Annotated in this window: 29 protein-coding genes; 17 read left to right on the forward strand and 12 right to left on the reverse strand. The window is 64.3% G+C overall.

Features of this window, described 5'->3' with window-relative positions:
* Positions 1-10: 10 nt before the first annotated feature.
* Positions 11-808, forward strand: coding sequence for an enoyl-CoA hydratase/isomerase family protein (locus HPC46_RS04010; RefSeq protein ID WP_179467038.1), 798 nt, complete (start codon positions 11-13; stop codon positions 806-808).
* Here HPC46_RS04010 and HPC46_RS04015 read toward each other — a convergent pair.
* The 4 genes from HPC46_RS04015 to HPC46_RS04030 all read right to left on the reverse strand — a co-directional run bounded on the left by HPC46_RS04015 (position 795) and on the right by HPC46_RS04030 (position 4,030).
* Entirely contained in the window at positions 795-1,841 is a 1,047-nt protein-coding gene (locus tag HPC46_RS04015) for an acyl-CoA dehydrogenase family protein (protein WP_179467040.1), read from the reverse strand. The two genes, HPC46_RS04010 and HPC46_RS04015, sit on opposite strands and share 14 nt — an antisense overlap.
* Positions 1,838-3,028, reverse strand: coding sequence for a thiolase family protein (locus HPC46_RS04020; RefSeq protein WP_179467042.1), 1,191 nt, complete (start codon positions 3,026-3,028; stop codon positions 1,838-1,840). The genes HPC46_RS04015 and HPC46_RS04020 overlap by 4 nt, the downstream gene beginning before the upstream one ends.
* Before the next feature lie 31 nt (positions 3,029-3,059).
* Entirely contained in the window at positions 3,060-3,485 is a 426-nt protein-coding gene (locus HPC46_RS04025) for a nuclear transport factor 2 family protein (protein ID WP_179467044.1), read from the reverse strand.
* Between the two features lie 71 nt (positions 3,486-3,556).
* Positions 3,557-4,030, reverse strand: a complete 474-nt coding sequence (locus HPC46_RS04030) for a PaaI family thioesterase (RefSeq protein WP_179467046.1) — start codon at positions 4,028-4,030, stop codon at positions 3,557-3,559.
* A 133-nt stretch (positions 4,031-4,163) separates the two neighbouring features.
* On the opposite strand from HPC46_RS04030, the gene HPC46_RS04035 reads away from it, so the two are divergent.
* From HPC46_RS04035 to HPC46_RS04065, 7 genes are all read left to right on the forward strand, one after another.
* On the forward strand, positions 4,164-4,994 hold the full coding sequence (locus tag HPC46_RS04035) for a mycofactocin-coupled SDR family oxidoreductase (protein WP_179467048.1): 831 nt from the start codon (positions 4,164-4,166) through the stop codon (positions 4,992-4,994).
* Between the two features lie 92 nt (positions 4,995-5,086).
* Positions 5,087-5,851 (forward strand): SDR family NAD(P)-dependent oxidoreductase, encoded by a 765-nt coding sequence (locus HPC46_RS04040; RefSeq protein WP_179467050.1) that lies wholly within the window; start codon positions 5,087-5,089, stop codon positions 5,849-5,851.
* Complete coding sequence (locus HPC46_RS04045) at positions 5,848-6,609, forward strand: crotonase/enoyl-CoA hydratase family protein (protein ID WP_179467052.1); 762 nt, start codon at positions 5,848-5,850, stop codon at positions 6,607-6,609. The genes HPC46_RS04040 and HPC46_RS04045 overlap by 4 nt, the downstream gene beginning before the upstream one ends.
* Before the next feature lie 135 nt (positions 6,610-6,744).
* Entirely contained in the window at positions 6,745-7,302 is a 558-nt protein-coding gene (locus HPC46_RS04050; RefSeq protein ID WP_325096561.1) for a TetR-type transcription factor C-terminal domain-containing protein, read from the forward strand.
* An 82-nt stretch (positions 7,303-7,384) separates the two neighbouring features.
* Positions 7,385-8,164: an enoyl-CoA hydratase/isomerase family protein gene (locus tag HPC46_RS04055; protein ID WP_179467056.1), complete on the forward strand. Its 780-nt coding sequence runs from the start codon at positions 7,385-7,387 to the stop codon at positions 8,162-8,164.
* The gene (locus HPC46_RS04060) at positions 8,161-9,285 is read left to right on the forward strand and encodes an acyl-CoA dehydrogenase family protein (protein WP_179467058.1); all 1,125 of its coding nucleotides are present in this window, start codon (positions 8,161-8,163) and stop codon (positions 9,283-9,285) included. Before HPC46_RS04055 ends, HPC46_RS04060 begins: the two co-directional genes overlap by 4 nt.
* Positions 9,282-10,247 carry an acyl-CoA dehydrogenase family protein gene (locus tag HPC46_RS04065; RefSeq protein ID WP_179467059.1) on the forward strand — a complete coding sequence of 322 codons (966 nt, stop codon included), beginning with the start codon at positions 9,282-9,284 and terminating at the stop codon, positions 10,245-10,247. The genes HPC46_RS04060 and HPC46_RS04065 overlap by 4 nt, the downstream gene beginning before the upstream one ends.
* 3 nt (positions 10,248-10,250) lie before the next feature.
* On the opposite strand, the gene HPC46_RS04070 is transcribed toward HPC46_RS04065, so the two are convergent.
* Complete coding sequence (locus tag HPC46_RS04070) at positions 10,251-11,024, reverse strand: hypothetical protein (protein ID WP_179467061.1); 774 nt, start codon at positions 11,022-11,024, stop codon at positions 10,251-10,253.
* A 181-nt stretch (positions 11,025-11,205) separates the two neighbouring features.
* Between HPC46_RS04070 and HPC46_RS04075 the strand changes: the two genes are divergently transcribed.
* The 3 genes from HPC46_RS04075 to HPC46_RS04085 are packed head-to-tail and all read left to right on the forward strand — an operon-like array spanning position 11,206 to position 12,890.
* Positions 11,206-11,823, forward strand: coding sequence for a cytochrome c oxidase subunit 3 family protein (locus HPC46_RS04075; protein WP_179467063.1), 618 nt, complete (start codon positions 11,206-11,208; stop codon positions 11,821-11,823).
* A gap of 2 nt (positions 11,824-11,825) precedes the next feature.
* Entirely contained in the window at positions 11,826-12,101 is a 276-nt protein-coding gene (locus tag HPC46_RS04080) for a cytochrome C oxidase subunit IV family protein (protein ID WP_179467065.1), read from the forward strand.
* Between the two features lie 9 nt (positions 12,102-12,110).
* Positions 12,111-12,890, forward strand: coding sequence for a hypothetical protein (locus HPC46_RS04085; RefSeq protein ID WP_179467067.1), 780 nt, complete (start codon positions 12,111-12,113; stop codon positions 12,888-12,890).
* Between the two features lie 37 nt (positions 12,891-12,927).
* On the opposite strand, the gene HPC46_RS35475 is transcribed toward HPC46_RS04085, so the two are convergent.
* A complete protein-coding gene (locus HPC46_RS35475) occupies positions 12,928-13,533 on the reverse strand; it encodes a TetR/AcrR family transcriptional regulator (protein ID WP_325096562.1) in 606 nt (201 codons plus the stop codon).
* Between the two features lie 147 nt (positions 13,534-13,680).
* Positions 13,681-14,493, reverse strand: coding sequence for a hypothetical protein (locus HPC46_RS04095; RefSeq protein WP_233716202.1), 813 nt, complete (start codon positions 14,491-14,493; stop codon positions 13,681-13,683).
* A gap of 359 nt (positions 14,494-14,852) precedes the next feature.
* On the opposite strand from HPC46_RS04095, the gene HPC46_RS04100 reads away from it, so the two are divergent.
* From HPC46_RS04100 to HPC46_RS04110, 3 genes are read left to right on the forward strand one after another with little or no spacing between them, the layout of a single operon-like run.
* Positions 14,853-15,650 (forward strand): hypothetical protein, encoded by a 798-nt coding sequence (locus HPC46_RS04100; protein WP_179467071.1) that lies wholly within the window; start codon positions 14,853-14,855, stop codon positions 15,648-15,650.
* Between the two features lie 12 nt (positions 15,651-15,662).
* Positions 15,663-16,256 (forward strand): cytochrome c oxidase subunit 3, encoded by a 594-nt coding sequence (locus HPC46_RS04105; RefSeq protein WP_179467073.1) that lies wholly within the window; start codon positions 15,663-15,665, stop codon positions 16,254-16,256.
* 7 nt (positions 16,257-16,263) lie between these two features.
* Positions 16,264-16,557, forward strand: coding sequence for a cytochrome C oxidase subunit IV family protein (locus HPC46_RS04110; RefSeq protein ID WP_179467075.1), 294 nt, complete (start codon positions 16,264-16,266; stop codon positions 16,555-16,557).
* A 7-nt stretch (positions 16,558-16,564) separates the two neighbouring features.
* Here HPC46_RS04110 and HPC46_RS04115 read toward each other — a convergent pair whose 3' ends face one another.
* Entirely contained in the window at positions 16,565-17,203 is a 639-nt protein-coding gene (locus HPC46_RS04115) for a TetR/AcrR family transcriptional regulator (RefSeq protein WP_179467077.1), read from the reverse strand.
* A gap of 136 nt (positions 17,204-17,339) precedes the next feature.
* On the opposite strand from HPC46_RS04115, the gene HPC46_RS04120 reads away from it, so the two are divergent.
* Together HPC46_RS04120 and HPC46_RS04125 are read left to right on the forward strand one after the other, a co-directional pair.
* A complete protein-coding gene (locus HPC46_RS04120) occupies positions 17,340-18,413 on the forward strand; it encodes a spirocyclase AveC family protein (protein ID WP_179467079.1) in 1,074 nt (357 codons plus the stop codon).
* A 1-nt stretch (position 18,414) separates the two neighbouring features.
* Entirely contained in the window at positions 18,415-19,173 is a 759-nt protein-coding gene (locus tag HPC46_RS04125; RefSeq protein ID WP_179467081.1) for a hypothetical protein, read from the forward strand.
* Between the two features lie 7 nt (positions 19,174-19,180).
* Here the strand turns inward: HPC46_RS04125 and HPC46_RS04130 are convergent, their stop codons facing one another.
* The gene (locus HPC46_RS04130; protein ID WP_179467083.1) at positions 19,181-20,776 is read right to left on the reverse strand and encodes a phytoene desaturase family protein; all 1,596 of its coding nucleotides are present in this window, start codon (positions 20,774-20,776) and stop codon (positions 19,181-19,183) included.
* 11 nt (positions 20,777-20,787) lie between these two features.
* A complete protein-coding gene (locus tag HPC46_RS04135; RefSeq protein ID WP_179467085.1) occupies positions 20,788-21,558 on the reverse strand; it encodes a hypothetical protein in 771 nt (256 codons plus the stop codon).
* A 274-nt stretch (positions 21,559-21,832) separates the two neighbouring features.
* On the opposite strand from HPC46_RS04135, the gene HPC46_RS04140 reads away from it, so the two are divergent.
* Positions 21,833-22,906 (forward strand): spirocyclase AveC family protein, encoded by a 1,074-nt coding sequence (locus tag HPC46_RS04140; protein ID WP_179467087.1) that lies wholly within the window; start codon positions 21,833-21,835, stop codon positions 22,904-22,906.
* 13 nt (positions 22,907-22,919) lie between these two features.
* Here HPC46_RS04140 and HPC46_RS04145 read toward each other — a convergent pair whose 3' ends face one another.
* Both HPC46_RS04145 and HPC46_RS04150 read right to left on the reverse strand, forming a co-directional pair.
* Entirely contained in the window at positions 22,920-23,516 is a 597-nt protein-coding gene (locus HPC46_RS04145) for a TetR/AcrR family transcriptional regulator (protein ID WP_179467089.1), read from the reverse strand.
* A gap of 23 nt (positions 23,517-23,539) precedes the next feature.
* Entirely contained in the window at positions 23,540-24,244 is a 705-nt protein-coding gene (locus HPC46_RS04150; protein WP_179467091.1) for a hypothetical protein, read from the reverse strand.
* Between the last annotated feature and the right edge of the window lie 24 nt (positions 24,245-24,268).

Here is a 24,268-nt window from a genome sequence, read left to right on the forward strand (position 1 = left end):
AGAGGTGCCGATGAATCCGGACTTCCACGGCCTGGAGCTGACCGACCGCGGTGCCGGGGTATGGGAGATCACGCTCACCCGCCCCGAGTTGCGCAACCGATTCGACAACCTGCTTCAGATCGAGCTCGCCACCGCATTGCGCCGCCTGGGCGATGACGACGGCGTCCGCGCGATCGTCCTTGGCTCGACCGGCCCGGCATTCTCCGCGGGCGGTGATTTCGCGCTGATGCGCGCGGCCCATGATGACGCCGTGGTACGCAGCGACACGGTGGCGGCGGGCCGGGATCTGTTGGCCGCCTTTCTCGATCTGCGCCAGCCCGTCGTCGCTGCAGTCCAGGGAGCGGCGATCGGGCTTGGTGCCACGGTCGCGTTGATGTGCGACGTGGTCGTCGCCGCCAAACGCGCGAAGCTCGCCGACACCCACGTCCAGATCGGGTTGGTCGCCGGCGACGGTGGTTGCCTGGTGTGGCCGCATGCCGCCGGCCTGCTTCGCGCCAAGCGCCACTTACTGACCGGCGACCCGCTCGACGCCGAGACCGCCTACCAGATCGGACTCGTCACCGACCTGGTGGATGAGCCGGATCAGGCGCTGCCCTGCGCCCGGCAGATCGCTGCGCGCATCGCGGCATTGCCGCCGATGGCTGTGCAGGGCACCAAGAAAGCGCTCAACCATCTCGCGAAGCAGCGCGCCGCAGAGGTTGTCGAGCTGGCCTTCGAGCTGGAGGATCAGACCCTCACCAGTAGCGATCTTCTCGAGGGGATCGCCGCGTTCCAGGAGGGCCGGGCCCCGGAGTTCACCGGCCGCTGAACAGTCCGGCCGCCACCACCCGGCGCGAGTCGGAGAATCCCCGTGCCGCGGTGGACAGAAACCGGGTGTCGGCGAACGCCTGGGCGATCGGGTATTCCCGCATGTATCCGTATCCGCCGTGGAGCTGCAGGCTCTGATCGGCGGCCCGGCCGGCCAACTGGACAGCAACCTCGCGGACGGCGGCGGCGTCCACGGGGCCCAGGGTGGAAGCCGAGCGAGCCGTCAGGCAGTGGTCGACATAGTGTGTGGCCGAGCGTATTTCGGCCGCAATCTCGGCCAGGCGCATTTGCGTGTTCTCGAACTCGGCGAGGGGCCTTCCGAACACCCGCCGGCTCTCGGCGTAGTCGATCGCCAACTCCGTCGACCGGCGGGCGGCGGCCAGGGCCACCACGGCGATCCACAGGTCGATATCTCTGCGGGCACTGACACCGCAGTCGCGCAGCGGGGCCAGTGTGTCCGGGCCGGCCGACGCGACCACGATGTCGGCGCAGCCGGTTTCGGGCGCTGCCAGGCCGGCCGGCGACGGGATCGTCGTGACGCCCGCGGCCGTGGCGAACAGCAGGCTCGTCTGGTCGCCGCCGGTCATCAGGACGAGATCCGCCAGTCGAGCCCCGATCACCGCATGCCCGTCGACGTCGCCCGCCGCGACAGCGATGGACTCGCCGGATATCAGCGCGGGCAGCAGCCGTCGCTGGATTTCCGGGCTGCCATGGTCGAGTAGTGCAGGGATCACCACACCGGCGTGCAGCGCCCACAACAGCGCCAAGCCGATCGATCCGGCGTCGACGGTCTCCTCGATCAGTGCGGCGAGGAACGCATAGTCGCCCGCCTCACCGCCGCCGAACTGTTCAGGTGCGCAGGTACCGAGGAAGCCGTGCGACCCGGCGGTGGTGAATACCTCGCGCGAGACGGTGCCGCCGTGCCGCCAGGCATCCAGGTGCGGTGTGACATCGCCGGCGACGAACCGTCGCGCGCTCTCCCGGAAGGCTGCGTGGTCGGACGTCGGATCCGGCCGCCGTGCCAGCGCAGTCACAGCCGTTCGATCACCGTGGCATTGGCCATCCCGCCGGCTTCGCACATCGACTGCAGCCCGTAGCGCCCGCCGGTGCTTTCCAGCGAATTGAGCATCGTCGTCAACAGCCGGGCGCCGGATGCGCCGAGCGGATGGCCCAGCGCGATCGCTCCGCCGCGGGGATTGAGCTTGTCGGGATCGGCGCCGAAATGCTGCGCCCACGCCATCGGCACCGGAGCGAACGCCTCGTTGATCTCGTAGTGATCGATCTCGTCGATCGTCAAACCGGTTCGCCGCAGCACCTTCTCGGTCGCGGGCAGCGGGCCGGTCAGCATGGTCAGGGGATCATCGCCGGCCAAGCCGAAGCCGTGGAACCGTGCCCGTGGGGTGAGCCCGAGGCGCTCGGCGGTGTCGTCGGACATGATGAGCACCGCGGCCGCGCCGTCGGCCAGCTGCGATGAATTGCCCGCCGTGATCGACCAGTCGGTGATTTCGGGGAATCGTGCCGCCATCTCGTCGGAATAGAACGACGGCTTCAAGGCGCCCAGGCCGTCGACGGTGGTGGCCGGCCTGACGGTCTCGTCGCTGCTCACCACGCCGTCGGGCGTCGTGATTCCGACGATCTCGGCGCTGAAGTCGGCCGCCGCGGCGTTGCGGTGCGAGCGGGCCGAGAATTCGTCGAGCGCTTCCCGGTCGAGCTTCCACCGGGCGGCGATCAGCTCCGCCGAAACACCCTGCGGGATAAGGCCGGGGGCGTAGCGCTCGGCGACCGACGGGCCGTAGGGGTCTTGGCCGATCCGGGCGGTGAACATCGGGATTCGGCTCATCGACTCCACCCCGGCCGCGACGACGATGTCGCATGCGCCGGCGATGACCGACTGGGCGGCGAAGTCGGCTGCCTGCTGGCTCGAGCCGCAGGCCCGGTGAACTGCCACCGATGGCACCGTCTCGGGTAGGCCGGCGGCCAGCCAGGCCCACCTGCCGACCGGGCCGGACTGTTCGCCGACCTGACTGACGCACCCGGCGATCACGTCATCGACGGTTGCCGGATCGATCCCGGTCCGCTCGATCAGCGCCGCGATGACCTGGCCGAGCAACTCGACGGGATGGACGCCGGACAGCGCGCCGCCGGGCTTACCGTCCTTGGGCGCCTTGCCTTTTGCCATCGGGGAGCGGACCGCGTCGATGATGACGGCTTGTCGTGTCATGGTTCTCCTCTAGTCGAGTCGGTGTAGGAGGTCAGGCGGGCTGCGGTGCGGAGATCGCGTCGGAATCCCAGTAGAACGCCCGGATCTCCTGCACCATCCCGTCGGAGAACCGCCAGAGTTCCAGAGCTTGGTTGGCCACGGGGGCAGCACTTCCCGGTTGCAGCCAGTCGAACGTGATCCAGGCGACCACCTCGTCGCCCTCGCCGATCGCGCTGACCAGTCGGAGATTCTTGGCACCGGCAGGGGAATCGGGATTAGCCGATGCGACGAACACCGCACGCAACCGCCGGGCACCCTCAACCCGGCCGCCGTGCGGTAACGACGGGGGCCATTCGATGGCCGCGTTTTCGGCGAACCGGCTCTCGACGGTGCGCACGATCGTTTCGGTATCGGCGGCGGCAAGCGCGGTGTAGAAATCGGTGACGAGCTGGCGTGGGTTGGCCGCTGCTTCTGGCATGAAGACACCTCGTGTTCTCGGCGATGCGATTTTAGGACACTAGCGTCTCAGTAATCGAAGAGCAATGCGCCTCAGTCCAGCCGGACGGCCGAGGAACCGCCCGCAACCATCGTTCCGTGGCTGGTGGCGCACCGATTGCCATTGGCATCCTCGACGACCACCTCGATGAACTTCATCCGCCGGCCACCGCCGAGCGGGGTGGCCCGGAACAGCAACGGTGCGAGCGCTGGGAGGTGGTATTGGATGTGCAAGGAACCAGTGGCGGGCAACTGGCCGGGATCACTGACCCGCATGGCCATCGCGCCCATGACCTGATCGGCCGCGGCGACGACGATGCCGCCGTTGACGGCGCCGTTCGGGTTGGGTGTCAGGACCGGTCGCGCCATCCGGAACACGGCGACGTCGCGGGTGAACTCCTCGCACCGCAGTCCCAGGTCGGCGCAGAATGGCAGCCTGTGGACCCAGGACAGCCAGTCGGCGTCGGTATCGCCTGCGGGTAACCACCAGGGTTCGCGCGGATCGTAGTAATCGGAGCGTTCGGGCATGGGTTCAGCGTAGTCCGACCGGTAACGATCGTTTCCATACGAAGTGAGCTGTGAGCGTTGACACGGACCGCCGCGGTAGGCAATTATGAGACAGCACGACTTAAAAATGAGTCCGGAACAAGGAGATCGGGATATGGGGCTGGCCGAAGGAAAGGTCGCATTCATCTCGGGAGTGGCGCGTGGGCAGGGACGTTCTCACGCCGTGCGCCTTGCCGAAGAAGGTGCCGACATCATCGGGTTCGATATCTGCGCCGACGACGATGCCGTCGAATATCCACTGGCCACCCCGGCCGATCTCGACGAAACCCGCGCTCTCATCGAGAAATTCGGGCGGACGGCGATCCTGGAGGTCGCCGACGTCCGCGACTACGACGCCGTGAAGAACGTGGTCGACTCCGGTGTCGCGCAACTCGGCCGGCTGGACATCGTGCTCGCCAACGCGGGCGTCATGGCGATCACCGGTGAGCACCGGCTGCGCCGTGCCGCCTGGGATGTCGGTATCGACGTGATGCTCAACGGTGTGTACAACACCGTCGAGGCGGCGATCCCTCATGTGCGTGCCGGCGGACGCGGTGGGTCCATTGTCATCACCAGTTCGACGGCCGGCCTGACCGGCGGCCTATCCGATGGCTCGCCCGGTATCCAGGGCTACATCGCCGCCAAGCACGGTGTGGTGGGTTTGATGCGAGGGTGGTCGAATGTACTTGCCAAGGACGGGATTCGGGTCAACACGGTGCACCCGACCGGGGTCAATTCGCCCATGGTTGCCAACGAGGCGTTCGCGCGGTTCGTCCAGGAGTATCCCGAGGTCGCCGCGATCATGCAGAATCCGTTCCCACTGCCCAACGGGCTCTTGGAGCCCGAGGATGTGACCAACTCGATCATGCACCTCGTCTCCGATGCCGGTCAGTACATCACCGGCACCGAGTTCCGCGTCGACGCCGGGTTCTCCAGCCGGGCCTGACTTCCGCCACGAACTCCGCCGGTCCGGTAGAAGCACTGCCGGATCGGCGTGTCGGCGTGTGCGGGCCGTCCAACCACAGTGAAAGGCACAGCATGAACATTGACGGCGCATCCGCGGTGGTCACCGGCGGCGCATCGGGTCTCGGCCTGGCCACCGTCAAACGACTTCTCGACCACGGAGCTCACGTGGTGATCGCCGACCTGCCGACATCGGCGGGGGAGTCCGTGGCCGCCGAACTCGGTCCCCGCGCACGGTTTTCCGCCGCGGACGTCCGCAGCACGGACGAAGTCACCGCGGCACTGGACCTCGCGGCGGAGGCGGGACCCGTTCGCGCGGTGGTGCACTGCGCAGGCCGCGGTGGGCCGGTCCGGGTGGTCGACAAGAACGGTGAACCGGGCTCGCTGGAGCTCTACACCGAGATCGTCACCACGAACCTGATCGGGTCGTTCAACGTGCTTCGGCTGGCAGCCGCGCGGATGGCGACCAATGAACCCGTCGATGGTGACCGCGGCGTGGTGATCATGACGGCATCGGTGGCCGCGTTCGAAGGCCAGATCGGTCAGATTCCCTACGCCTCGTCCAAGGCCGGCGTGGTGGGGATGACGATCGTCGCGGCGCGCGATCTGGCAGGCAAACAGATTCGGGTGAACACCATTGCTCCGGGAACCTTCGACACGCCGTTGCTGGCCCGATTGTCCGAGCAGGTGCGCAATTCCCTTGCCGCGACCGTCCCGCACCCGAGCCGGCTGGGTGATCCCGATGAGTTCGCTCACCTGGCGCTGGCCATCATCGAGAACGGCATGCTCAACGGCGAGACGATCAGGCTGGACGGCGCGATCCGGATGGCGCCGCGGTGAACATCGAGATCGAGGTCGACCAGAACGTCGGCATCCTCGCGATCAACCGGCCCGCGGTTCGGAATGCGATTGACCTGCCGACGGCCGAGGAGATCGCGGCCGCGCTCGATGATGTCGAAGCCCGACCGGAGATCCGGGCGATCGTCATCACCGGGCGTGGCGGCTTCTTCAGTGCAGGGATGGACCTCAAGGCGTTCACCGCGACGAACCAGCGGCCGATCACGGCGACTCGCGGTGCGTTCGGAATTGTGGCGAATCCGCCGGCCAAACCGCTGGTCGCGGCCATCGAAGGTGCCGCCCTCGGCGGTGGCCTGGAGATCGCCCTGTCGGCCGACGTCATCGTCGTCGCCGAGGACGCCAAGCTCGGCTTGCCCGAGGTCGCCCGCGGGCTGGTGGCCACTGCCGGCGGTGTGCTGCGGCTGCCCAGCCGGGTGCCCAGGGCGGTGGCGCTGGAGATGATCATGACCGGTTCGCCGATCTCCGCGGCCCGGGCGTATGAGATCGGCCTGGTCAACCGGGTCGTGCCGGCGGGCACCGCATTGGCCGGCGCCGTCGAGCTCGCCCGGACGATCGCCGCCAATGCACCGATGGCGGTGCGGGCCGCCAAGGCGGTGGCCGTCAACGCGGTGCATTGGGATGGTTCCGACGGGTTTGCCCTGCAGCGCCGGTATACCGATCCGGTGCGTGACTCGGCCGACGCGGCCGAGGGTGCCCGAGCGTTCGTGGAAAAGCGTCCGCCGGTCTGGCAAGACGCTTAAGCATCCGGGCGGCCGATCGTCATCTATTCTGAGTCCATCAGTCTCAGATTAGATGGAGGAAGTCGAAGCATGCCCGGGCAGCGCCCTGACGACACGGCTGCGGACACTCCGCGCCCACGGGGGCGCCCTCGTACGGTGATCGACCTCGATGCGGTGGCCGACGCGGTGGCCGGCCTCGTCATCGACGGCGGCGAGAAAGCGATTTCGATCGTCGGCGCAGCCGAACGCCTCGACGTGTCACGCGCCACCCTGTACCGGCTCGTTCCGACCAAGGAAGACTTGGTCGGGATCATGTTCGAGCGGGCCACAAAGCACCAGACCGAGGTCATGTCAGAGGTGGTGGAATCAGATGTCTCGGTGCGAGACAGGCTGATCCACCTCATCGAGATGCAGGTCGAAGCGGCCGTCAGGATGCGTGGCTACATGCCGGTGTTCTTCGGTGGCGAAGGTTTGCCCGCAGATGTCTTCGAGCGCTGGCATGCGTGGAGCCGCGACTACGAATCGACGTGGCGCGACTGCGTCAACGAGGCGATGACCGAGGGCGTCCTCGAAACAGCCGATGTCGGGACGACCACCCGGCTGTTGCTCGGGATGTGCCTGTGGGTGTCGCGTTGGTATCGGCCCGAAGACGGTATCGAGATCGAACACATTGCGTGCGTGGCCGTATCGCTGATCTTGCCGGACGGTGTGTGACCGGGATTGACCGGATTGACCGCACCAACACCCGTGACTATTATTTGAGACGAGTTAACTCAAAATAGTTTGGGGTTCAGTCATGACTACCGATCTCGGTATCGAATTGCTATCCGGCGGAATCGGCCTGCTGGAGATCCGTCGGCCGCCGAACAACTTCTTCGACGCCGATCTCATCGAAGCGATCGCCTCGGCGGCACACGAACTGGCGCAGTCGGATGTGGCCCGCGTTCTGGTACTTGCCTCCGAGGGTAAGAACTTCTGTGCCGGTGCGGATTTCGGAGGTGTCAGCGGTGCGGCCGAAGTGTCGGCTGACGAGGGCGCGCGGCGGCTGTACACGGCGGCGGTGCGGCTTTTCGAGGCCGGGCTGCCGATGGTGGCGGCCGTTCAGGGAGCAGCCGTCGGTGGCGGGCTCGGGTTGGCGCTGGCTGCGGACTTCCGTGTCGCGGGCCCGGCGTCTCGGTTCGCCGCGAACTTCTCCCGTATCGGTCTGCACCACGGGTTCGGCATGACTGTGACCTTGCCCCGTGTGGTCGGCGCTCAGCACGCTGCCGATCTATTGATCACCGGGCGACGGATAGACGGTGTTGAGGCGTACCGGATCGGACTGGCCGACCGACTCGTCGATACCGATGACGCGATTCGGGATACCGCAATCGCGTTCGCCGGCGAGATCGCCACGGCCGCCCCGCTGGCGGTCCGCAGCATCCGCGCGACGCTGCGTGCGGGCCTGGCGGACGCCATCGCCGCCGCGACGGAACATGAACGCGCAGAACAGTCCTGGCTGCGCGACACCGCGGACTTCGCCGAAGGTGTGCGTGCGTCGACCGAACGCCGCGCCCCGATCTTCACGGCCCGATGAGCGTCCTCGATCCCGCCCGTACCGTCACCGAGCTTCGGCAGGCCGTTCGCGACCTCACCGGTGAGTGGCTGGCCGCGGGGCGCTATGTACCGCGCAGCGACTGCTGGCTGCGCTCCTTCGACCTCGAGTTCTCGCGGGAGTTGGCTGCGCGTGGGCTCATCGGGCTGACCTGGCCGACTGAATTCGGCGGGGCCGGGCTCGATGCCAGGTCACGGTTGGCCGTCACCGAGGAACTCCTGCGTGCCGGGGCTCCGGTGGCCGCGCACTGGATCGGCGACCGGCAGATCGGCCCGACGATTCTGCGGTACGGCACGCCTGAGTTACAACATGAGCTGCTACCGGGAATCGTTGCCGCCGAATACCTTTTCTGCCTCGGAATGAGTGAGCCCGAGGCAGGCTCAGACCTCGCGGCGGTTCACACCACGGCCGTGAAGACCGACGGTGGTTGGCGGGTCAACGGCCGCAAGACGTGGACGAGCCAGGCACACCACGCCACCCACGCCTACCTTCTTGCCCGCACCGACGCCGCTGGCCGCAAACACGAAGGCCTGTCGGAGTTCGTGGTCGACATGGCCAGCGACGGGGTCGAGGTGTCGGCGATCTGGGACATGTCCGGCGAGCACCACTTCAACGAGGTGTCGTTCACCGACGTCTTCGTGCCGGATGGCCGGTTGATCGGTCAGCTGGGCAACGGCTGGCGTCAGGTCACCGAGCAGTTGTCGTTCGAACGCGGCGGCCCCGAGCGGGTTTTGAGCACCTATCCGTTGCTGCGCGAAGTGATGCAGCAGCTTCGCGAAGCGGGTGACGGCCGGTTCGACGCCGAACTGGGTGAGTTGGTGGCCCGGCTCTCGGTGCTGCGCCGTCAGTGCTGGGAGATCGCCGAAGCACTGGATGACGGTCGTGCGCCGATCACCGAGGCCGCCAGTCTGAAGTACCTCGGCACGAAGTTCGAGGTCGATGTTGTCGAGTTTGCCCGGCGCACCGGATTCGGTCTAGCACAGGATGATTCACTTGCTCAGGCCCTGTGCGCGGCCCCGGGTTTCAGCATCCGCGGCGGTTCGTCCGACGTGTTGTTGTCCATCATCGCCAAGAGTGAAGTCAGGAGTCAGACCGCGCCATGAGCGAATTCGCCGACGAATTGACCCATCTGGTTCGCGATCTCGCCAAGGATGCGGCACCTGCCGTGGACGGGCAGCTGTCCGACGTCTGGCCGAAGGTCCGGGAGCTGGGGCTCGCCGGAATTGGAATCGCCGAGGAGTCAGGCGGATCCGGTGGCGAGCTGAGCGATCTGCTGGTGGTGGTCCGTGAGCTCGCCCGCGCCGGAATCGACACCCCCATCGTCGAAGCGGCGACCGCGGCATTCGTCGTCGGTCCCGCCGGTGAGGGCCTATTCGACACCGTCACGGTCAGTGCCGATTCCGGTCTGGGGATCGTCACGTTCGCGCCGTCAGCCCGCCGTGCCGTCGTCGTCGGCGCATCCGATGTTGCGGTATTCGAACTCGCCGACGTCGACATCGTCCCGGTGGTGGATATCGCGGGCCGCCCGGCCGGACACGTGCGCCTCACCGACGCGCCCTGCACCCACCCGGCGATCACTCCGGACGCTGTCATGGAGCGGCTCGCACTGGCGCGGTCGGCGGCGCTGATCGGCGGGTGCCGGGGCGCCTATGACATGACCAAGCAGTACGTGATCGAACGGCACCAGTTCGGCGCGGCGCTGATCAAGATCTCCTCGGTCTCAACCAATCTGGCGCACATTGTCGTCGGTATCCGCACGGCAGAGTCGGCATTGCGTCGGGCGTTGGCGATCACGTGTGACCCCGGCGCGACGGATCTGCGACGCCTTGGGGCCGTGGCGAGTGCGCGTATCGCGGCGGCGCAATGCGCGACGGCGGTAGCGCGCATCGCGCATCAACTGCACGGCGCGGTCGGTATCACCACCGAGTACGGCCTGCACCGCTACACCCGGTCACTCTGGGCGCAGCGCGATGCGGATCAGTCGGAGCTTCGCTGGTGCGCGCGACTCGGGGCGGTGGCGCTCGCCGTCGATGAGGTTGCCCTGTGGGAGCAGCTCACCGCCTGAGCCCTAGAAGACCGTTGCGGCCTCACGGGAGTCGCTGACCGGTGCCGGCTCGGGATCGGCCGACTGCTGCCGGATGGCGCGGAAGGTCAGGAAGCTCTGCACCGTGATCCACACACCGAACAAGGTCAACGGAGACCAGAACACCAACAGGCCGTTCCAGGCGAACGGGCCGCTGCGCGGAATGAAGGCGATGGCGCCGGCCTCGAACATGATGGTGATCCACAACGACATCCAGCCCCACCAGCGTGGGAACGGATTGTGTTTGACCAATTGGGTGGCCGGGCGCAGGCAGATCACCGTGACGCCGATCCACATGAAGATGTAGTACTGGTCGGTCGTCGTCAGCGTCAAGGTCGCCAGTTCGTGCATCAAGGCGGTGACTTCGGGGTCCTTGCGGGGCGCGGTATAGGCGGCCACACCCCAGAACATCGGCGGAAGCATCAGGAACAACGACATCATCGCGCCGCTGACCAGGGAGAGCGCGCTCCATATCTTCCAGCCGCCGGTCTCGACCCGCGCCATCTGCACGGCGATGACGGCCAGGATCGGCATCATGAAAGCGCCTGTCCAGCTGCAGATCACCGCACCCCATTTGATCTTGGTCTGATTGGCGGCGTACCACTGCGCGATTTGCTCGGCGCTCCATGCGGGGTTCTTGGTGGGTACCTGCTGGAGCAGGAACAGCAGTGCCAAGAAGTAGATGACGGCCAGCGCGATGCCCCACCACAAGATGGCACGTTGGCTCTGCTCTGAGAAACGGCTCCGACTGGTGGTCATGGCTTCGGCTCCTTAGACCAATTTCAGATGGTTAATCTCAAAAATAGGACGTGTCCGAGACGGCTGTCAAGGATCGTCGGCCGCTTCGGAGTGATAGAACCACTCGCCGTATATTGACTGTGTTAACGGCCACAATTAGAATATGAGACAAGCAATCTCAAAGAAAGAGGAGGCGGGGCGCATGTCCGCATCGGAGGTGATCGGACAGCCGGAGGCCGCCGCCACCGAGTCTGCCGCACCTGGCAAGCACGTCCCCGGCGAACCGGGTATCTGGGTGCTGCTGTTTGGCGACATGCTCGTCTTCACCGTGCTGTTCGTGGTCTACCTGCACCGCCGCGGCGAGAACCGCGAGCTCTTCGCCGAGTCACAGAACGCCCTGAACCGGAACTTCGGCGCCATCAACACCCTGGTGTTGCTGACCAGCTCCGTGCTGGTGGTGTTCGCTGTCGCCGCGTTGCGGTCCGAGCGGCTGCGCCCGCTCGCGCCGCGGCTGACTCTGGCGGGGTTCGCCGTCGGGTGCTGCTTCGTGATCGTCAAGGTCTTCGAGTACCACGAGAAGATCAGCGCGGGTATCACTCCCAGCACCAACGAGTTCTTCATGTACTACTTCGTGCTGACCGGTCTACACCTGGCGCATGTGGTCATCGGACTCGCGGTGCTCCTGGCGCTGTCGCGGCTGGCCCGTAAGCCGGAGCCCTCGCGCACACACATCGCCTTCTTCGAGGGCGGCGGGTGCTTCTGGCACATGGTCGATCTGCTGTGGATCGTCATCTTCCCTCTGCTGTTCCTGGTGCGGTGATCATGAGGACTCTGGTACGGAGCAATGCGTCGGCCGCCTGGTTGGCCCTGACGACGCTGACCGTCATCTCGTGGATGCTGGGCACCCAGCACGGACTGGGTGGTGGCGGACACGTTCCGGCCAGCCTGGTCATCTTCGTGGTCGCAGTCTTCAAGATCCGGTTGGTGGGCTTGTACTTCATGGAGTTGCGGGAAGCACCGATGGCGCTGCGCGCAATCTTCGAGGGGTACTGCGTCGTCTTGCTGGGACTACTGGTCGGAATGTATCTGCTTGCCTAGGAGGCCACGGTGAATCGCACGGTCCACAAGTTCTGCGCATGGAGCGGCACGCTGTGCCTGCTGCTCATGGTGATCGGTTTCGTCGCGATCGCCGGTTTTGTGCCGACCCGATCACCAGGCCAAACCGCAGCGGAAACAGCGCAATTCATCATCGACAACCGGACTCGAATCCGGTGGGGCGTGATCGTCTGCATGTTCGCTTCGTCGCTGTTGATGACGTACGCGGTGTCCATGGCCACCCACATGCGCCGGATCGAGGGCCGGTTTCCGGCACTGGCAATGATCCAGTTCGGCCTGGGCGCACTCTTCGTTCTGGAGTTCATCTATCTGCTGTTCTTCTGGCAGACAGCGACTTTCCGGGTGGACCGGGCTCCAGAGCTGATCCAGCTGCTCAATGACATGGCGTGGATTCCGTTCGTCGGCCTGACGTCGACCGCTGTGGTCCAGGTCGCCTGCTTCGGTGTCGCGGTGCTGTTGGATCGGCGAGAACGGCCGATCTTCCCGCGCTGGCTCGGGTACTACAACCTGTGGGTTGCGCTGATGTTCATGCCGGGCACGTTCAACGTGTTCTTCCACAACGGGCCGCTGGCGTGGAACGGGATCATCGCGTGGTACCTGCCGCTGGCGGTCTTCGCCACCTGGATGATCATCAATCCCATCTTCTTGTCCAGGGCCGTCGACACGATGGCCGATGACGCACCGCCTGAAATCGACCGCATGCGAGCAGATCTCGACCGGTTGCTCGCGGCCGAGCGGGCCACCAGCGCTCCAGTCGACGCGACCAGGTGACGGCACGGATCTCGGAGCGACTTCCGTCAGGCGTCCTCTAGTCGTTGCTGCGGCCCATGACGCCGAAGAGCAACATCTGCGATGCTTCTTTGATCTGTCGACCCTTGCCAGGACGCCGTTGATCGGGGGAGTACAGCCAGTCGTCGAGGAGCACCAGCGAAAGGACTGAGCCCACTGACACGGCAACGGTGACGGGCGCATCGAGTGCGCGGAAGTGACGCGCGGCCCCATGTTCGACCAGCACGCGCCGGACGATTCCGAGACTGTTCGCGAGCTTTCCGCCAACCCGTGTGGCGACCTCTGTCAGTCCCGGGTCACCGCCGACGCGTGCCGCGATCAACGTACGCAAGAGTGCCTGGTGTTCGTCTGCGAGGTCGTAGAAGCCCTTGACGAATGCTTCGACGATCTCAATCGGGTCGGTTGCGGCAGTTGTCTTCGCATCCCATGTGTTGGCCCAGTTATCGACGAACTCGTTGAAGGGGGTGAGGATCGTCGTTTCGAAAAGTCCTGCCTTCGAAGCGAAGTGCCGAAAGATCACCGACTCGCCGACGCCGGCTTCGTCGGCGATCTGGCGAGTCGTCGTCGAATGGTAGCCCTGAGTCGTGAACAGGTGGTGCGCAGTCTTGAGGATGAGGCCACGCACCTCGTCGGTGGCTCGACGGCTACTCCTTCGAGTAGAGCCGGAGTGGCTAGTCAGTGGCACTCACCTCCCGTTGTCTCACGCGGCGGCCGCTGATGCCGGTCTGTGCGGAACAGCCTAACGGTCTGATTGATGACTCGAACCGCGGTATCACTGGTTCCCGTGATGGGCCGGACGGCATTCTGCCTCTTCGATCTGTCGGGTGAGATTCCTATGGATCGCGAACGTCATCGTGGCGAACCACACGACGAATGCGGTGAGTGGGACGTAGAGGCCGACCAATCCGTTCCAGGCCAGTGGTCCGTTCTTGAAGAAGAGGACACAACCGGCGGGGATGATCAAGAGTGCAACCCACAGGTTGAGGTAGCCGAGCCAGCGCGGGAGGATTGGCTTTGGGCGCCGATCAATCAGAATTGCCACCCCGATCGCGACGAGTTGGACAAATAGTGACCAGATCACCGTCATGAAGAGGATCCAGCCCAGATCGTGTAGTGCCTCGGTGATGTATTCAGGTCTTCCACGGAAGCTGGCCGCCATCCATACCCCGATGGGAGTGATGAATTCCAGAGACAGGAGCGCACACGAGACCATCTGGATGTCGGCTAGTGCCCGTGCTCCGTCGATTCGCTTGAGCTGACCGGAGATTGCCACCGCATAGGGCACCAACAGCGCCGAGCCGAGCATCGAAATCACCATCCCCAGCTTGATGCCGTTACTGCGGTTGTTGTAGAGGTTCACGATGACGTCGGCGGTACTGCTGGGTGCAGAAGGCGGGATGAAGCCGGCGATGAAGAGAAACGCACCTAGCCAAAGCACGATCATGGCTACGCCGGACCAGATGAGGACGCGTTGGACCCGCATCTCCATCGGAGAATCCGGGTGGGCGATACCTGACCGTATGCCCTCGATCTGCGCGCTAGCGGTGTGCGGTCCTGCGGCGTGGGATGTGGGTCTGGTCGTCAATGTATCTCCTTGGTTTGCAGGTGATCTGGGCTCTAGGCACTCCGGAACAGGGCGGGACACGAGTGATGGTGGCGTCCTCGATAGGTGGGTATGCATCACGTGCGTAGCTGCTGCCCTGGGGCCTCTCTAGTGAGCGGCACACCTTAATTCAAGGCAGTGTTGCGCGCGAGTGTCAAGAGAGGTGTGGACACCGGTTGCGGCGAATCATGCTCGATGCGATCGCCGAACCCGGTTCAGGAATGAGTACCGCTCATTATATTGAGAAGTGACACTTGCTTATGCCAATGCGGCGACCTACTCTATTTATGAAGTGATACGTCTCACAAAGAGGCGGCGCCGGGTGCGAATGGAGGAGACCGGTGATCAGACAGGTCGAGATGGACAAGGGTGTCGCCAAGGCGTTCACCTGGTCGGCGGTCGTGGTGATCGTCGGACTGCTTGTGGCGCAGGGCTTTCTGATGCACTTCCTGCCTGCGCCGAGGCCGACGCTGAGCGCTGAGGAGTTGCGGCAGGTCTTTATCGACCGCCGGTTCGAGATCCAGATCGGGTCCGTCCTGCAGATCATCGCGTGGAGCTTCTGGGCGACGTGGGGCATCGTGGTGACGACGTTCATGCGGAAGATGGAGCGCGGCTACCCCTTCCTGACTTATGCCTCGATCGCGCTGGTCGGCGGCGGGTACGTGTTCTTCCTCTTCATCCCGATGACCTGGGCGGTCTGCGCCTACCGGGCAGACGAGATGGACCCCCAGATCATCCAATTCGCCAACGACTGGGTGTGGTTCGACTGGCTCTTCACGTGGCCGCCGTTCGCCATCTGGTTCTTCGTCATCGCCGTCGCAATCTTCAAGGACCACAATGTCCCGACCATCTATCCCCGCTGGGTCGGCTACTTCAACCTGTGGTGTGGGTTCCTGATCTTTCCGGCGGCCCTGATCGTCTTCTGGAAGGACGGCCCGTTCGCCTACAACGGCGTGCTTGCGTTCTGGTTCCCGGTCGTCATCTTCTTCGGCGAGATCGTGGTGATGATCGCGGTGTCGTTGAAGGTCATCAACCGGCAGGCCGCAAGGCTGCAAGCTGATGCCGAGGCGGGGGTGCCCGGGGTCGCGTGGGTTGAGGAAGACAACGCGCGCGACCAGCCGGCCTTCACCACACCGTAGGCGCGGCGCGGCGTGATCACGATCAGCCGGGCGACATCGCGGAGGGCGGCGGTTCCGCACACCCCCGGTGAAGACGGTACGTGGATCTTCATCCTCGGCGACATGAGCGTGTTCTCGGGGTTCTTCATCACCTATCTGGTGTACCGGTCCCGCGACGTCGGGCTGTTCAATGCCTCGTCAGCTCAGCTGACGCAGCTCTACGGCGTGATCAACACCCTGCTGCTGCTGACCAGCTCGATGCTGGTGGTCGCGGGCTTGCGGGCCATTCGGAGACGAGCGCTGCGAATCGCGCCGAGGTGCTTCGCCGGCGCGTTCTTGTGCGGACTCGGCTTCTCAGTGCTGAAGATCAGTGAGTACTCCAACAAGGTCAACCACGGGATCACGCCCACCACCAACGAGTTCTGGATGTACTTCTACATCCTGACCGGCCTCCACTTCTTCCACCTCTTGGTCGGCATGTGCCTGCTCATCTACATGATGGTCAAGTCGCGGAAGCAGTCGCTGAGTGTCAAAGAATTCGCCTACGTCGAAGGTGGCGCGTGTTTCTGGCACATGGTGGATCTGCTGTGGATCGTGCTCTTCCCGCTGCTGTACTTCGTGAGGTGAGAACTCCGTGATCGACTCCACCGCAGTGACTTTCCGCGAACTCCTTCGCGGACCGTTCGCCATCGTCTGGCTGGGCCTGATCGGCGCGACGCTGCTCTCCTGGTACCTCGGTGCCGACCATGGCGTGCATAACCATCATGTCGTGACGACCCTGATCTTGATCGTGGCCTTCGTCAAGGTCCGATTCGTCGGCCTGTACTTTATGGAACTACGCGATGCGCCGCGGCGACTGCGTGCGTTGTTCGAAATGCACTGCGTGATCGTGTGCACCGCAATGCTCACGGTGTACTTCGTCCTCTGACGGGCAGTCAGCTGGGTCTGCCGCTGATGCCGTAGGTGACCATCATCGTGATCTCCTTGACCATCCGTGTCCGGCTCGGGGACCGAAAGCCGACAGGAACGATCCAGTCCTCCAGGACGACGGCGCCGATGACCATGGCGGCCACCGACGCGATCGTCGCCGGCGGATCGAGGCGGTCCAGGTGGTGGCCGCTGGCGATCTCGAGACCCGCGTCGTGCACTCCGCGGAGGCCTTCGCGAAGGCGCGCGCTGATGGATAGCGCAGAGTGGTGCAGCGTGTTGCCGGGATCGGCCCGGGCCTCCATCAGCTCCTGGAACAGCCGACGGTCCTGCTGCACGAGTTTGAACAGTCCGTCGACCAGGCTTTCGGCCAGCTGCTCGACCGAGGAGTCGGTACTGAACTCGTGCCACGACCGAATCCAGCCGTCGATGAATTCAGAGAACGGCTCGATGATGGCCGCCTCGAACAGATCGGACTTCGAGCCGAACTGGCGAAACAGCGTGGGCTCGGCGATCCCGGCCTTTGCCGCGATCTCTTTGGTCGTCGTGGACTTGTATCCGTTGGCCGTGAAGAGTGTTCGCGCCGCCGCAAGTGTCCGGGCCCGGGTGCCGTTACGAGAAGTGCTATGGCCCGCGCCCTGTTGCATGCGCCGATCTTACGGCAGCTCGCCTGGGTTGAACTCGGCCGACCCGGCACCGGCGCAAGTGGCACTTGCATTTGTGAGCCGAAGCAGCTCATAATGCAAGCGGCACTTGCATTGGCTGCGATCGATTGGACTGACTGTGGCGACGATCCAACGTGGGCAGGCCCCTGTCGACGGCGTCGTCGTCGAATCGAAGGCAACCAACCCGCGTCCCGTGGTCTGGTGGGCCACCGTGGGTGGGCTCCTGCTGGCATTTCAGGTCTACGTCATGGGCAGCTGGATCTTCGGCCCGAACTTCGTCTCCACGGATCCCGGACCGGACCCGATTCCGACGTGGCAATCAGCGACCCTGACTGCGCTGCAGATCGTCATTCCGATCGGGGCGGTGGTCCTGCTGTACCTGTGGGTGATCCGGCCTTGGCATAAGCACGGCTATCTGACGACAGATGCGATGATCGCTCTCGCCGCATCGACGGTGTTCTTCTGGGACATGGTCATGAACTACACGTCGGTGACCTTGTTCTACAACTCGCACCTGATCAATCGTGGTGCGTGGGCCAATGGAGCCTGGCCTACGTGGATCAGCCCGAACGCGAATCGTCTTCCCGAGCCGCTGCTGATCGTCCCGCCGGCGTACACGGTGCTGGTGTATTCCCAAGTGATCATTGTTCTTTGGCTGATCCGCAAGGTCCGGGCTCGCTGGCCGGGGCTGGGTGTGGCCGGGATCGTGGGCGCCATCGTGGTCGGTCTGACGATCAGCGACACACTCGTCGAAGGCCTCGTGTTACGGACCGGGGTCTACGCCTATCCCGGTGGGATTCGTGCCATCACCCTGTTCGCCGGCGAGACCTATCAGATACCGCTGTCGGAGACCCTGCTCTTCGGAGGCTTCGGACTCGGGGCAATCGCCTGTCTGAGCCACTTTCGCGACGATCGCGGCCAGACGTTCGTCGAGCGCGCGATCAACACCCTGAAGCTAAGCTTCAAGGGACGGCGATTCGTGAAGTTCTTTGCGATCTACGGCGCTATCCACTTGAGTTTCGTTCTGCTGTACATGATTCCGCAGCAGTTCTTCGGCCTGCACTCGGGTCCGTTCCCGGAGGGCTATCCGTCCTACCTGGTCAACGACATGTGTGCTTCGGGAGCCGATGGTAAGACCTGCCCGGGGCCGGGTGTGCCCCTGCCGAGACCGCCCTTACAACCAGGAGACTGACGTGCGCACCGACGGCTTCCATCCGCGGGTTCTGAAGTTCTGTGCCTACACAGGATTCGCATTTGCCTTCTTCTGGCCATTCGCCGCGATCGTCGTTGCGAGCTGTCAGTACATCCTGCCGCCGTCGGCGGCCGACTCACCCGCCAAGGTGGTGTCCGACTACCTCGCCCACACAACGGGAATCAGGATCGCGACGGTGATCTTCATCTTCTCGAGCATTCTGTACACGACCTGGAGCGCGAGCATCATTCAGATGGTGCGGCGACGTGAGCGGCAGTGGCCGATCCTGTTCAACATCATGCTGATCGCGGTCGCCTGCGAAGTTGTGGTGGTGATGTTCATCGGTTTCTTCTTCGGAGCTGCCGCATGGCGTCCCGGCGAGACGACCCCTGAAGTGACGCAGGCTTTCAACGACCTGGGCTGGCTGGGCGTACTCTTCACCGGAGCACCGTTTGCGCTCTTCCAGATTGCGCTCGCGGTCAGCATCCTGATGGACAAGGGTGCGCGGCCGGCCTACCCGCGATGGTCGGCGTACTTCAATCTCTTCTCGAGCTTCTTCATGTGTGAAGCCAGCCTGCTGCTGTTCTTCAAAACCGGCCCGTTCTCGCAGAACGGGGTCCTGGTGTTCTACGTGCCGATGATCGTGTTCTTCGCGTGGATCGTGATCTTCTCGGTGCTGACGATACGCGCCATCAACGCCGAGGCTGCGGCAGGTGACGTCACGCTGCCGATACCCGGAAAGGCGTTGTCCGAGGTGTGATTCGGTGCTAGGCGTCGAACTGTCCAAGGGCCGTCTGTGCGGCCAGCCGCCCCGGCCACCCGCTCACCCCGCCACCGGGATGCGATCCGGCGCCGGCGTGGAAGTAGTTGGTCACCGGTGAGCGGTATCCGCCCAGACCCGGTGCCGGCCTGTTCATCGCCAGCCGTAGCGGTGTCATGTCGACATGAAAGTAGGAGCCGTTCGGGGTGGCGAACTGCTCACCGAAATCGGCTGGGCTGGTTTCGATCCGGCCGATCTCTGCGTCGAAACCACTCAGGTGGGTGGACACCGAGTCCATGATCGCCGCCGATATCGCCGCCTTGGTATTCGGCCACCCGTCGCGGGGTTGGGCGGGCACGTTCGCCGCCAAGTAGACGACATCCTGGCCCTCGGGCGCCAGCCCGGAGTCGTTGGCGGACAACACCGCCATGTACACGGGCGGTTTGGGTAACGACTCGCCGACCCGGATGGCTTGCAGCTGGCGGATGTTGTCGTCGAACGTCCCGGTCATCAGGGCGGTCTTGCGGATGTCGAACCCGTCGATCTTCGCGCGCTGGGCCGCGCCTGCGGGGTAGGTGGCCCGGCCGGACAGTGCGATATCGATCTTGAACGTTGCCGAATTATTGCCGCTTGCAGGCAGTACGGCGACTTTGGCCCGGGTGGCCGTATCGAGCACCCCGTCCTCGAGTAGACCCCCGTAGGCCAGCTGCGGCGGCACTGCGGCCAGCACGCCACGTCTGGCGCGGATCTCGGTGCCGTTGGCGAGTTCGACACCGGTGGCACGGTTGCCGACGACTGTCACCCGGTTGACTGCCGTACTGGTGCGGATATCGGCGCCGCGTTCGGTGGCGTACCGCGCCATGGCGGTCATGACCGCACCCATTCCGCCGCGTGGCCGGATCACGCCCGGCTCGCGGTGCACCGCAGCCAGCCCGACGCAGTAGAACCCGCCGCCGTCGTGATCGACTGGCCCGATCATGCTGCCCCAGTAGGTGGCCAGCGAACGCATCTGGTCGGAGGAGAACGTGTCGGCCATCAGGTCGACCAGGTTGTGCGACATGATGCGACCCAGCTGACGCCGAATCGCCCGGCTCGGTGCGAGTTTGAGCATCAGCTTGCCCAACTCTGCCTTCGGTAGTTGTGCGGGGTGATGCGGCATGACCGCGCTCAGCGCCTCGAAGATCCACGACAGCGCAGGCTGAAGATCGGCGTAGCTGCGGGCGTCGGCGGCGGAGTACCGCCGCACTTCGGCCAGCGTGCGGTTCAGATCGTGGAACAGGAGCAGCGTGGAACCGTCTTCGCCGATCCAGCCGTAGGGTGCCTCCACGGGAGCGCTGTCGTAGCCGTGGCGTTGCAGGTCGAGATCGGAGATGAAACTCGTACACGACATGAACATGTCGTCCATTGCACCCAGGCTCAGAATGTGGTCGGGCGCGTCGGGGCAAAACGCCCCGCTGTTGGCCAGACCGCCCAGATGCGGGCGCTGCTCCAAGACCAGCACGGTGGCCCCGGACGCGGACAGCGTGCACGCTGCACTCAGCCCGTTGTGGCCGCCGCCCACCACGATGTAGTCGTAGGCGTCGTGCAGCTCGCGCGTGTTCATAGTTTCGCTGTTCAGAAGACGCCGGCGCCGGCTTGATTCGGCGCGAGCTCGGGATCGGGATCGGCGACTTGGCCACGCAGTGCGCGAAAGACCAACCAACTTTGAATCACGATCCAGGTGGTGAACAGAATCAGCGGAGACCAGAACACCAGTAACCCGTTCCAAGCGAACGGTCCGCTGCGAGGGATGAAGGCGATCGCGCCAGCCTCGAACATGATCGTGATCCACAGCGACATCCACCCCCACCATCGCGGGAAGGGATTGTTCTTGATCAGCTGGGTGGCCGGACGCAAGCAGATGACGGTCACGCCGACCCACATGAAGATGTAGAACTGGTCGGTGGTCGTCATGGTCAGCGAGGCCAGCTCGTGCATGAGGGTCGTGACTTCCGGATTCCTACGCGGGGCGGTATAGGCGGCCACGCCCCAAAACATCGGCGGGAGCATCAAGAACAGCGACATCAGGGCACCGCTCACCAATGACAGAATGCTCCAGATCTTCAGCCCGCCGGTCTCCACTCTGGCCATCTGCACCGCCACCACGGCCAAGATCGGCATCATGAACGCACCGGTCCAACTGCAGATCACCGCACCCCATTTGATGCGGGTGCTGTTGTGGACGTACCAGTCCGCCACCTGCTCGGCCGACCACGCCGGATTCTTCAGGGGAACCTGTTGCAGGAGAAGAGCAAACGCCGCGATGTAGACGAGGGCTAAGACAATGCCCCACCAGAGGATCGCGCGTTGACTGCGTTCGGAGAACAGGCTTCGACCAGTTGCCATGGTCACTCCTTCTGATTTGTGCACATGTGAAGTTGCTCGGCATGACACCGGAAAGCCCTGTGCGGCAGATGAAGAGCGAGAGATCGTCTATTTATTGATAGTTCAGTCTCAAAATAGGCACGCTGACGCGGAGGTGTCAATGCCCAGTTCTTCGCGATCGCGTTCCATTCGCACACGACACTGCGACATTGTCTGTCGGACTGTCGTGTGATGCTGTACGGTAGTGCGAAGGCGGTCGCATCGTGCCTATCTCGCGGCCCCGAATGGAGGCTTGATGTCCACCGTTTCGGCCGATCGACGTGCGCCTTTCGTGACGTCGGCGCCGGTGCGGCAGGTTCCGGCACCGGTCATCCTGGCCGTCGTCGGCGCCCTGATCGTGGGCTACGCGTTGTGGACGTGGGGCGCCTGGCTGGCCTCGGGCCCCACGCAGGTCTCGGCCACCCGCAACCCTGCAGACACGTCATGGTGGGTGGCGCGGATATACGAGACGATCATGGCTGTTGCCGTCGTCGTGATCAGCACTCACGTTGTGCGCCAATGCCTTCGGCAGCGCCGCCTGGCGTTCGACGCGGTCATCGTCATCGCCGGGTTCTTCACCCTGTTCTGGGACCCGATGGTCAACTGGATGCAGCCGAACTTCATGTACAGCTCGCAGTGGTTCAACCTCAACACCTGGGTCGCTCACGCGCCGGGTGTGGTCAACCCCACCGCCGGGCTGATGCCGCAGCCCGTGTTCATCATGTTCATCTACCCGTTCGGGCTACTGGGCTTTGCGATCTTCATCAATCACGGCATGCGGGTCGTGCAGCGGCGGTTCTCCCAGATCAGCACGGTGGCTCTGATGGCATTCGCCTACGCGTATGGGCTGATTCTCGGAGCCTGCCTGGAGGCGCCGACGTTCCTGTCCAACCTTTGGGGCCTGCCCGGTGCGCCGGCGGACTTCTCACTGTTCGCCAACGGACAGCGCTATGCCTGGGCTGAATACCTCACCACAGGAATCGTTTTCACGACATTCGCCGCCGTCCGTTATTTCAAGAACGATAAGGGCCAGACGATTGTCGAACGGGGCCTGGAAGGCTTTCGGCCGACTGCGCGGAGCGCGGTGACGATATTGGCCACCATCGCCGTCTTCGCGATGTCGATGTGGGCCCTGCTGTTGGTGCAGATTCCCGCCGGACTCCATGCCTCGCCGTATCCGGACGACTATCCGGCCCATCTCATCAACGGTTTGTGCAACATCCCCGACAATCCGAACTTGGCAGCGCCGACGGCCTACGGACCGTGTCCGGGCAGTCCCGGCTTCCGGATGCCAGTGAAGAACACCTTCGTCTCGAACACCGGTCGCTGACTCCGGTCGGCGATTACTTCTTGCCGCGTCGACGAGCGGGCTTGGCCTCTGCGGATAACACCGACGGTACGGCGAACTTACGCAACTCGTCCCGTAAGGCTTCTGGCCTCGGATCATCGCGAAGCAGCGCAAATGTCAAAACGCCTTGCAGCCATCGGCTCGCTTCCTCGGGGGTGACACCGGGCCGAAGCCGGCCCTCGGCGTCTGCTCTGGTGAGCAGCGGGCGCAGGCTGGAGTGGATGAGTGCCTCGATCGGGTGCGATTCGCCGAAGACCGCCTTGGCGCGGTCGGCGGGTAGGGCCGCCGACAGGCCCGCCAGCTCCTCGTGTCCGTGCGTGACTTCGACTGCCCTGGCAAGAAATTCGACGAGAGCCTCGTCGAGGTCGTCGGATTCTGCGAGGTTCCACGAATCGATGTGCTCTTGAAGCTCTTCGCAGCATTGCACCATCGCCAGTTCAAGGAGCTGATCGCGGCTGGACACGGTGTAATACAGGGTCTGCCGAACCACGCCCGCCGACCGTGCGACATCGGACATCGTCGTGCGATCGGGGCCGTACTTGATAAAGGCCTGCCGGGCCGCACGTACCACACTGGCCGTGGGTTCATCCATCCCGTAAGCCTATGCGGCGGGACCTAGAGCGGGTTCGTGCCCTCTGCTATCTGACGCGTGAGCGCCTTGTGGACCTCGTAACTGATGGCACCCATCCAAATGGCGAAGGCAGCCAGGGGGATGTAAATGCCCACGATGCCGTTCCAGGCGAACGGACCTGTCTTGAAGAACAACACCATGCCCGCCGGCGTGATCAGCAGTGCCGCCCAAGCCGTCAAATAGCCCAACCAGCGGGGGAGGATGGGCGGGTTGTTCGTGTCGATGAATATCGCTGCCACAATGCACCACATCTGCACCCACAGCGACCGGATCACGGTGACGAAGAGAATCCAGCCGACATCGTGCAACGCCTCGGTGATCTCGGCGGCGCGGTCGTCGAAGCGAAATGAGGCCGCCATCCAGACCCCGATCGGGGTGATGAACTCCAACGACAGCAGTCCGCACGAGACGAGCTGGGTCGCGGCCAGACCGCGGGCACCGTCAATTCGCTTGAGTTGCCCGGAAATTGCGACCGCCCACGGCACGAGAAGCGCCGAGGCTGCCATCACAACGACAAGGCCGAGCTTGATCAAGATCGTGTTGTCCGCGTAGAGCTGACGGATTTCGTCGGCGGTGGCGCTGGGGCGCGATGGTGGAAAGAAGCCCATCACGAAGATGAAGGTGGCGAACCAGATGACCACCATGGTGGGACCCGCCCAGATCAGGACGCGCTGAACCCGTGCCTCCACGAGCAATTCCTCTCAGGCAGGGAA

The organism is Mycolicibacterium vinylchloridicum (assembly GCF_013404075.1).
Classification (GTDB): domain Bacteria; phylum Actinomycetota; class Actinomycetes; order Mycobacteriales; family Mycobacteriaceae; genus Mycobacterium; species Mycobacterium vinylchloridicum.

What these genes read in the sequence shown, in the direction of transcription:
- HPC46_RS04065 (WP_179467059.1), top strand. Translation starts at nt 9,282, where the DNA reads ATGAGCGAATTCGCCGACGAATTGACCCATCTGGTTCGCGATCTCGCC.
- HPC46_RS04035 (WP_179467048.1), top strand. Translation starts at nt 4,164, where the DNA reads ATGGGGCTGGCCGAAGGAAAGGTCGCATTCATCTCGGGAGTGGCGCGT.
- HPC46_RS04115 (WP_179467077.1), bottom strand. Translation starts at nt 17,203, where the DNA reads ATGCAACAGGGCGCGGGCCATAGCACTTCTCGTAACGGCACCCGGGCC.
- HPC46_RS04055 (WP_179467056.1), top strand. Translation starts at nt 7,385, where the DNA reads ATGACTACCGATCTCGGTATCGAATTGCTATCCGGCGGAATCGGCCTG.
- HPC46_RS04080 (WP_179467065.1), top strand. Translation starts at nt 11,826, where the DNA reads ATGAGGACTCTGGTACGGAGCAATGCGTCGGCCGCCTGGTTGGCCCTG.
- HPC46_RS04010 (WP_179467038.1), top strand. Translation starts at nt 11, where the DNA reads ATGAATCCGGACTTCCACGGCCTGGAGCTGACCGACCGCGGTGCCGGG.
- HPC46_RS04020 (WP_179467042.1), bottom strand. Translation starts at nt 3,028, where the DNA reads ATGACACGACAAGCCGTCATCATCGACGCGGTCCGCTCCCCGATGGCA.
- HPC46_RS04060 (WP_179467058.1), top strand. Translation starts at nt 8,161, where the DNA reads ATGAGCGTCCTCGATCCCGCCCGTACCGTCACCGAGCTTCGGCAGGCC.
- HPC46_RS04070 (WP_179467061.1), bottom strand. Translation starts at nt 11,024, where the DNA reads ATGACCACCAGTCGGAGCCGTTTCTCAGAGCAGAGCCAACGTGCCATC.
- HPC46_RS04145 (WP_179467089.1), bottom strand. Translation starts at nt 23,516, where the DNA reads ATGGATGAACCCACGGCCAGTGTGGTACGTGCGGCCCGGCAGGCCTTT.
- HPC46_RS04130 (WP_179467083.1), bottom strand. Translation starts at nt 20,776, where the DNA reads ATGAACACGCGCGAGCTGCACGACGCCTACGACTACATCGTGGTGGGC.
- HPC46_RS04075 (WP_179467063.1), top strand. Translation starts at nt 11,206, where the DNA reads ATGTCCGCATCGGAGGTGATCGGACAGCCGGAGGCCGCCGCCACCGAG.
- HPC46_RS04040 (WP_179467050.1), top strand. Translation starts at nt 5,087, where the DNA reads ATGAACATTGACGGCGCATCCGCGGTGGTCACCGGCGGCGCATCGGGT.
- HPC46_RS04140 (WP_179467087.1), top strand. Translation starts at nt 21,833, where the DNA reads ATGTCCACCGTTTCGGCCGATCGACGTGCGCCTTTCGTGACGTCGGCG.
- HPC46_RS04030 (WP_179467046.1), bottom strand. Translation starts at nt 4,030, where the DNA reads ATGCCCGAACGCTCCGATTACTACGATCCGCGCGAACCCTGGTGGTTA.
- HPC46_RS04025 (WP_179467044.1), bottom strand. Translation starts at nt 3,485, where the DNA reads ATGCCAGAAGCAGCGGCCAACCCACGCCAGCTCGTCACCGATTTCTAC.
- HPC46_RS04135 (WP_179467085.1), bottom strand. Translation starts at nt 21,558, where the DNA reads ATGGCAACTGGTCGAAGCCTGTTCTCCGAACGCAGTCAACGCGCGATC.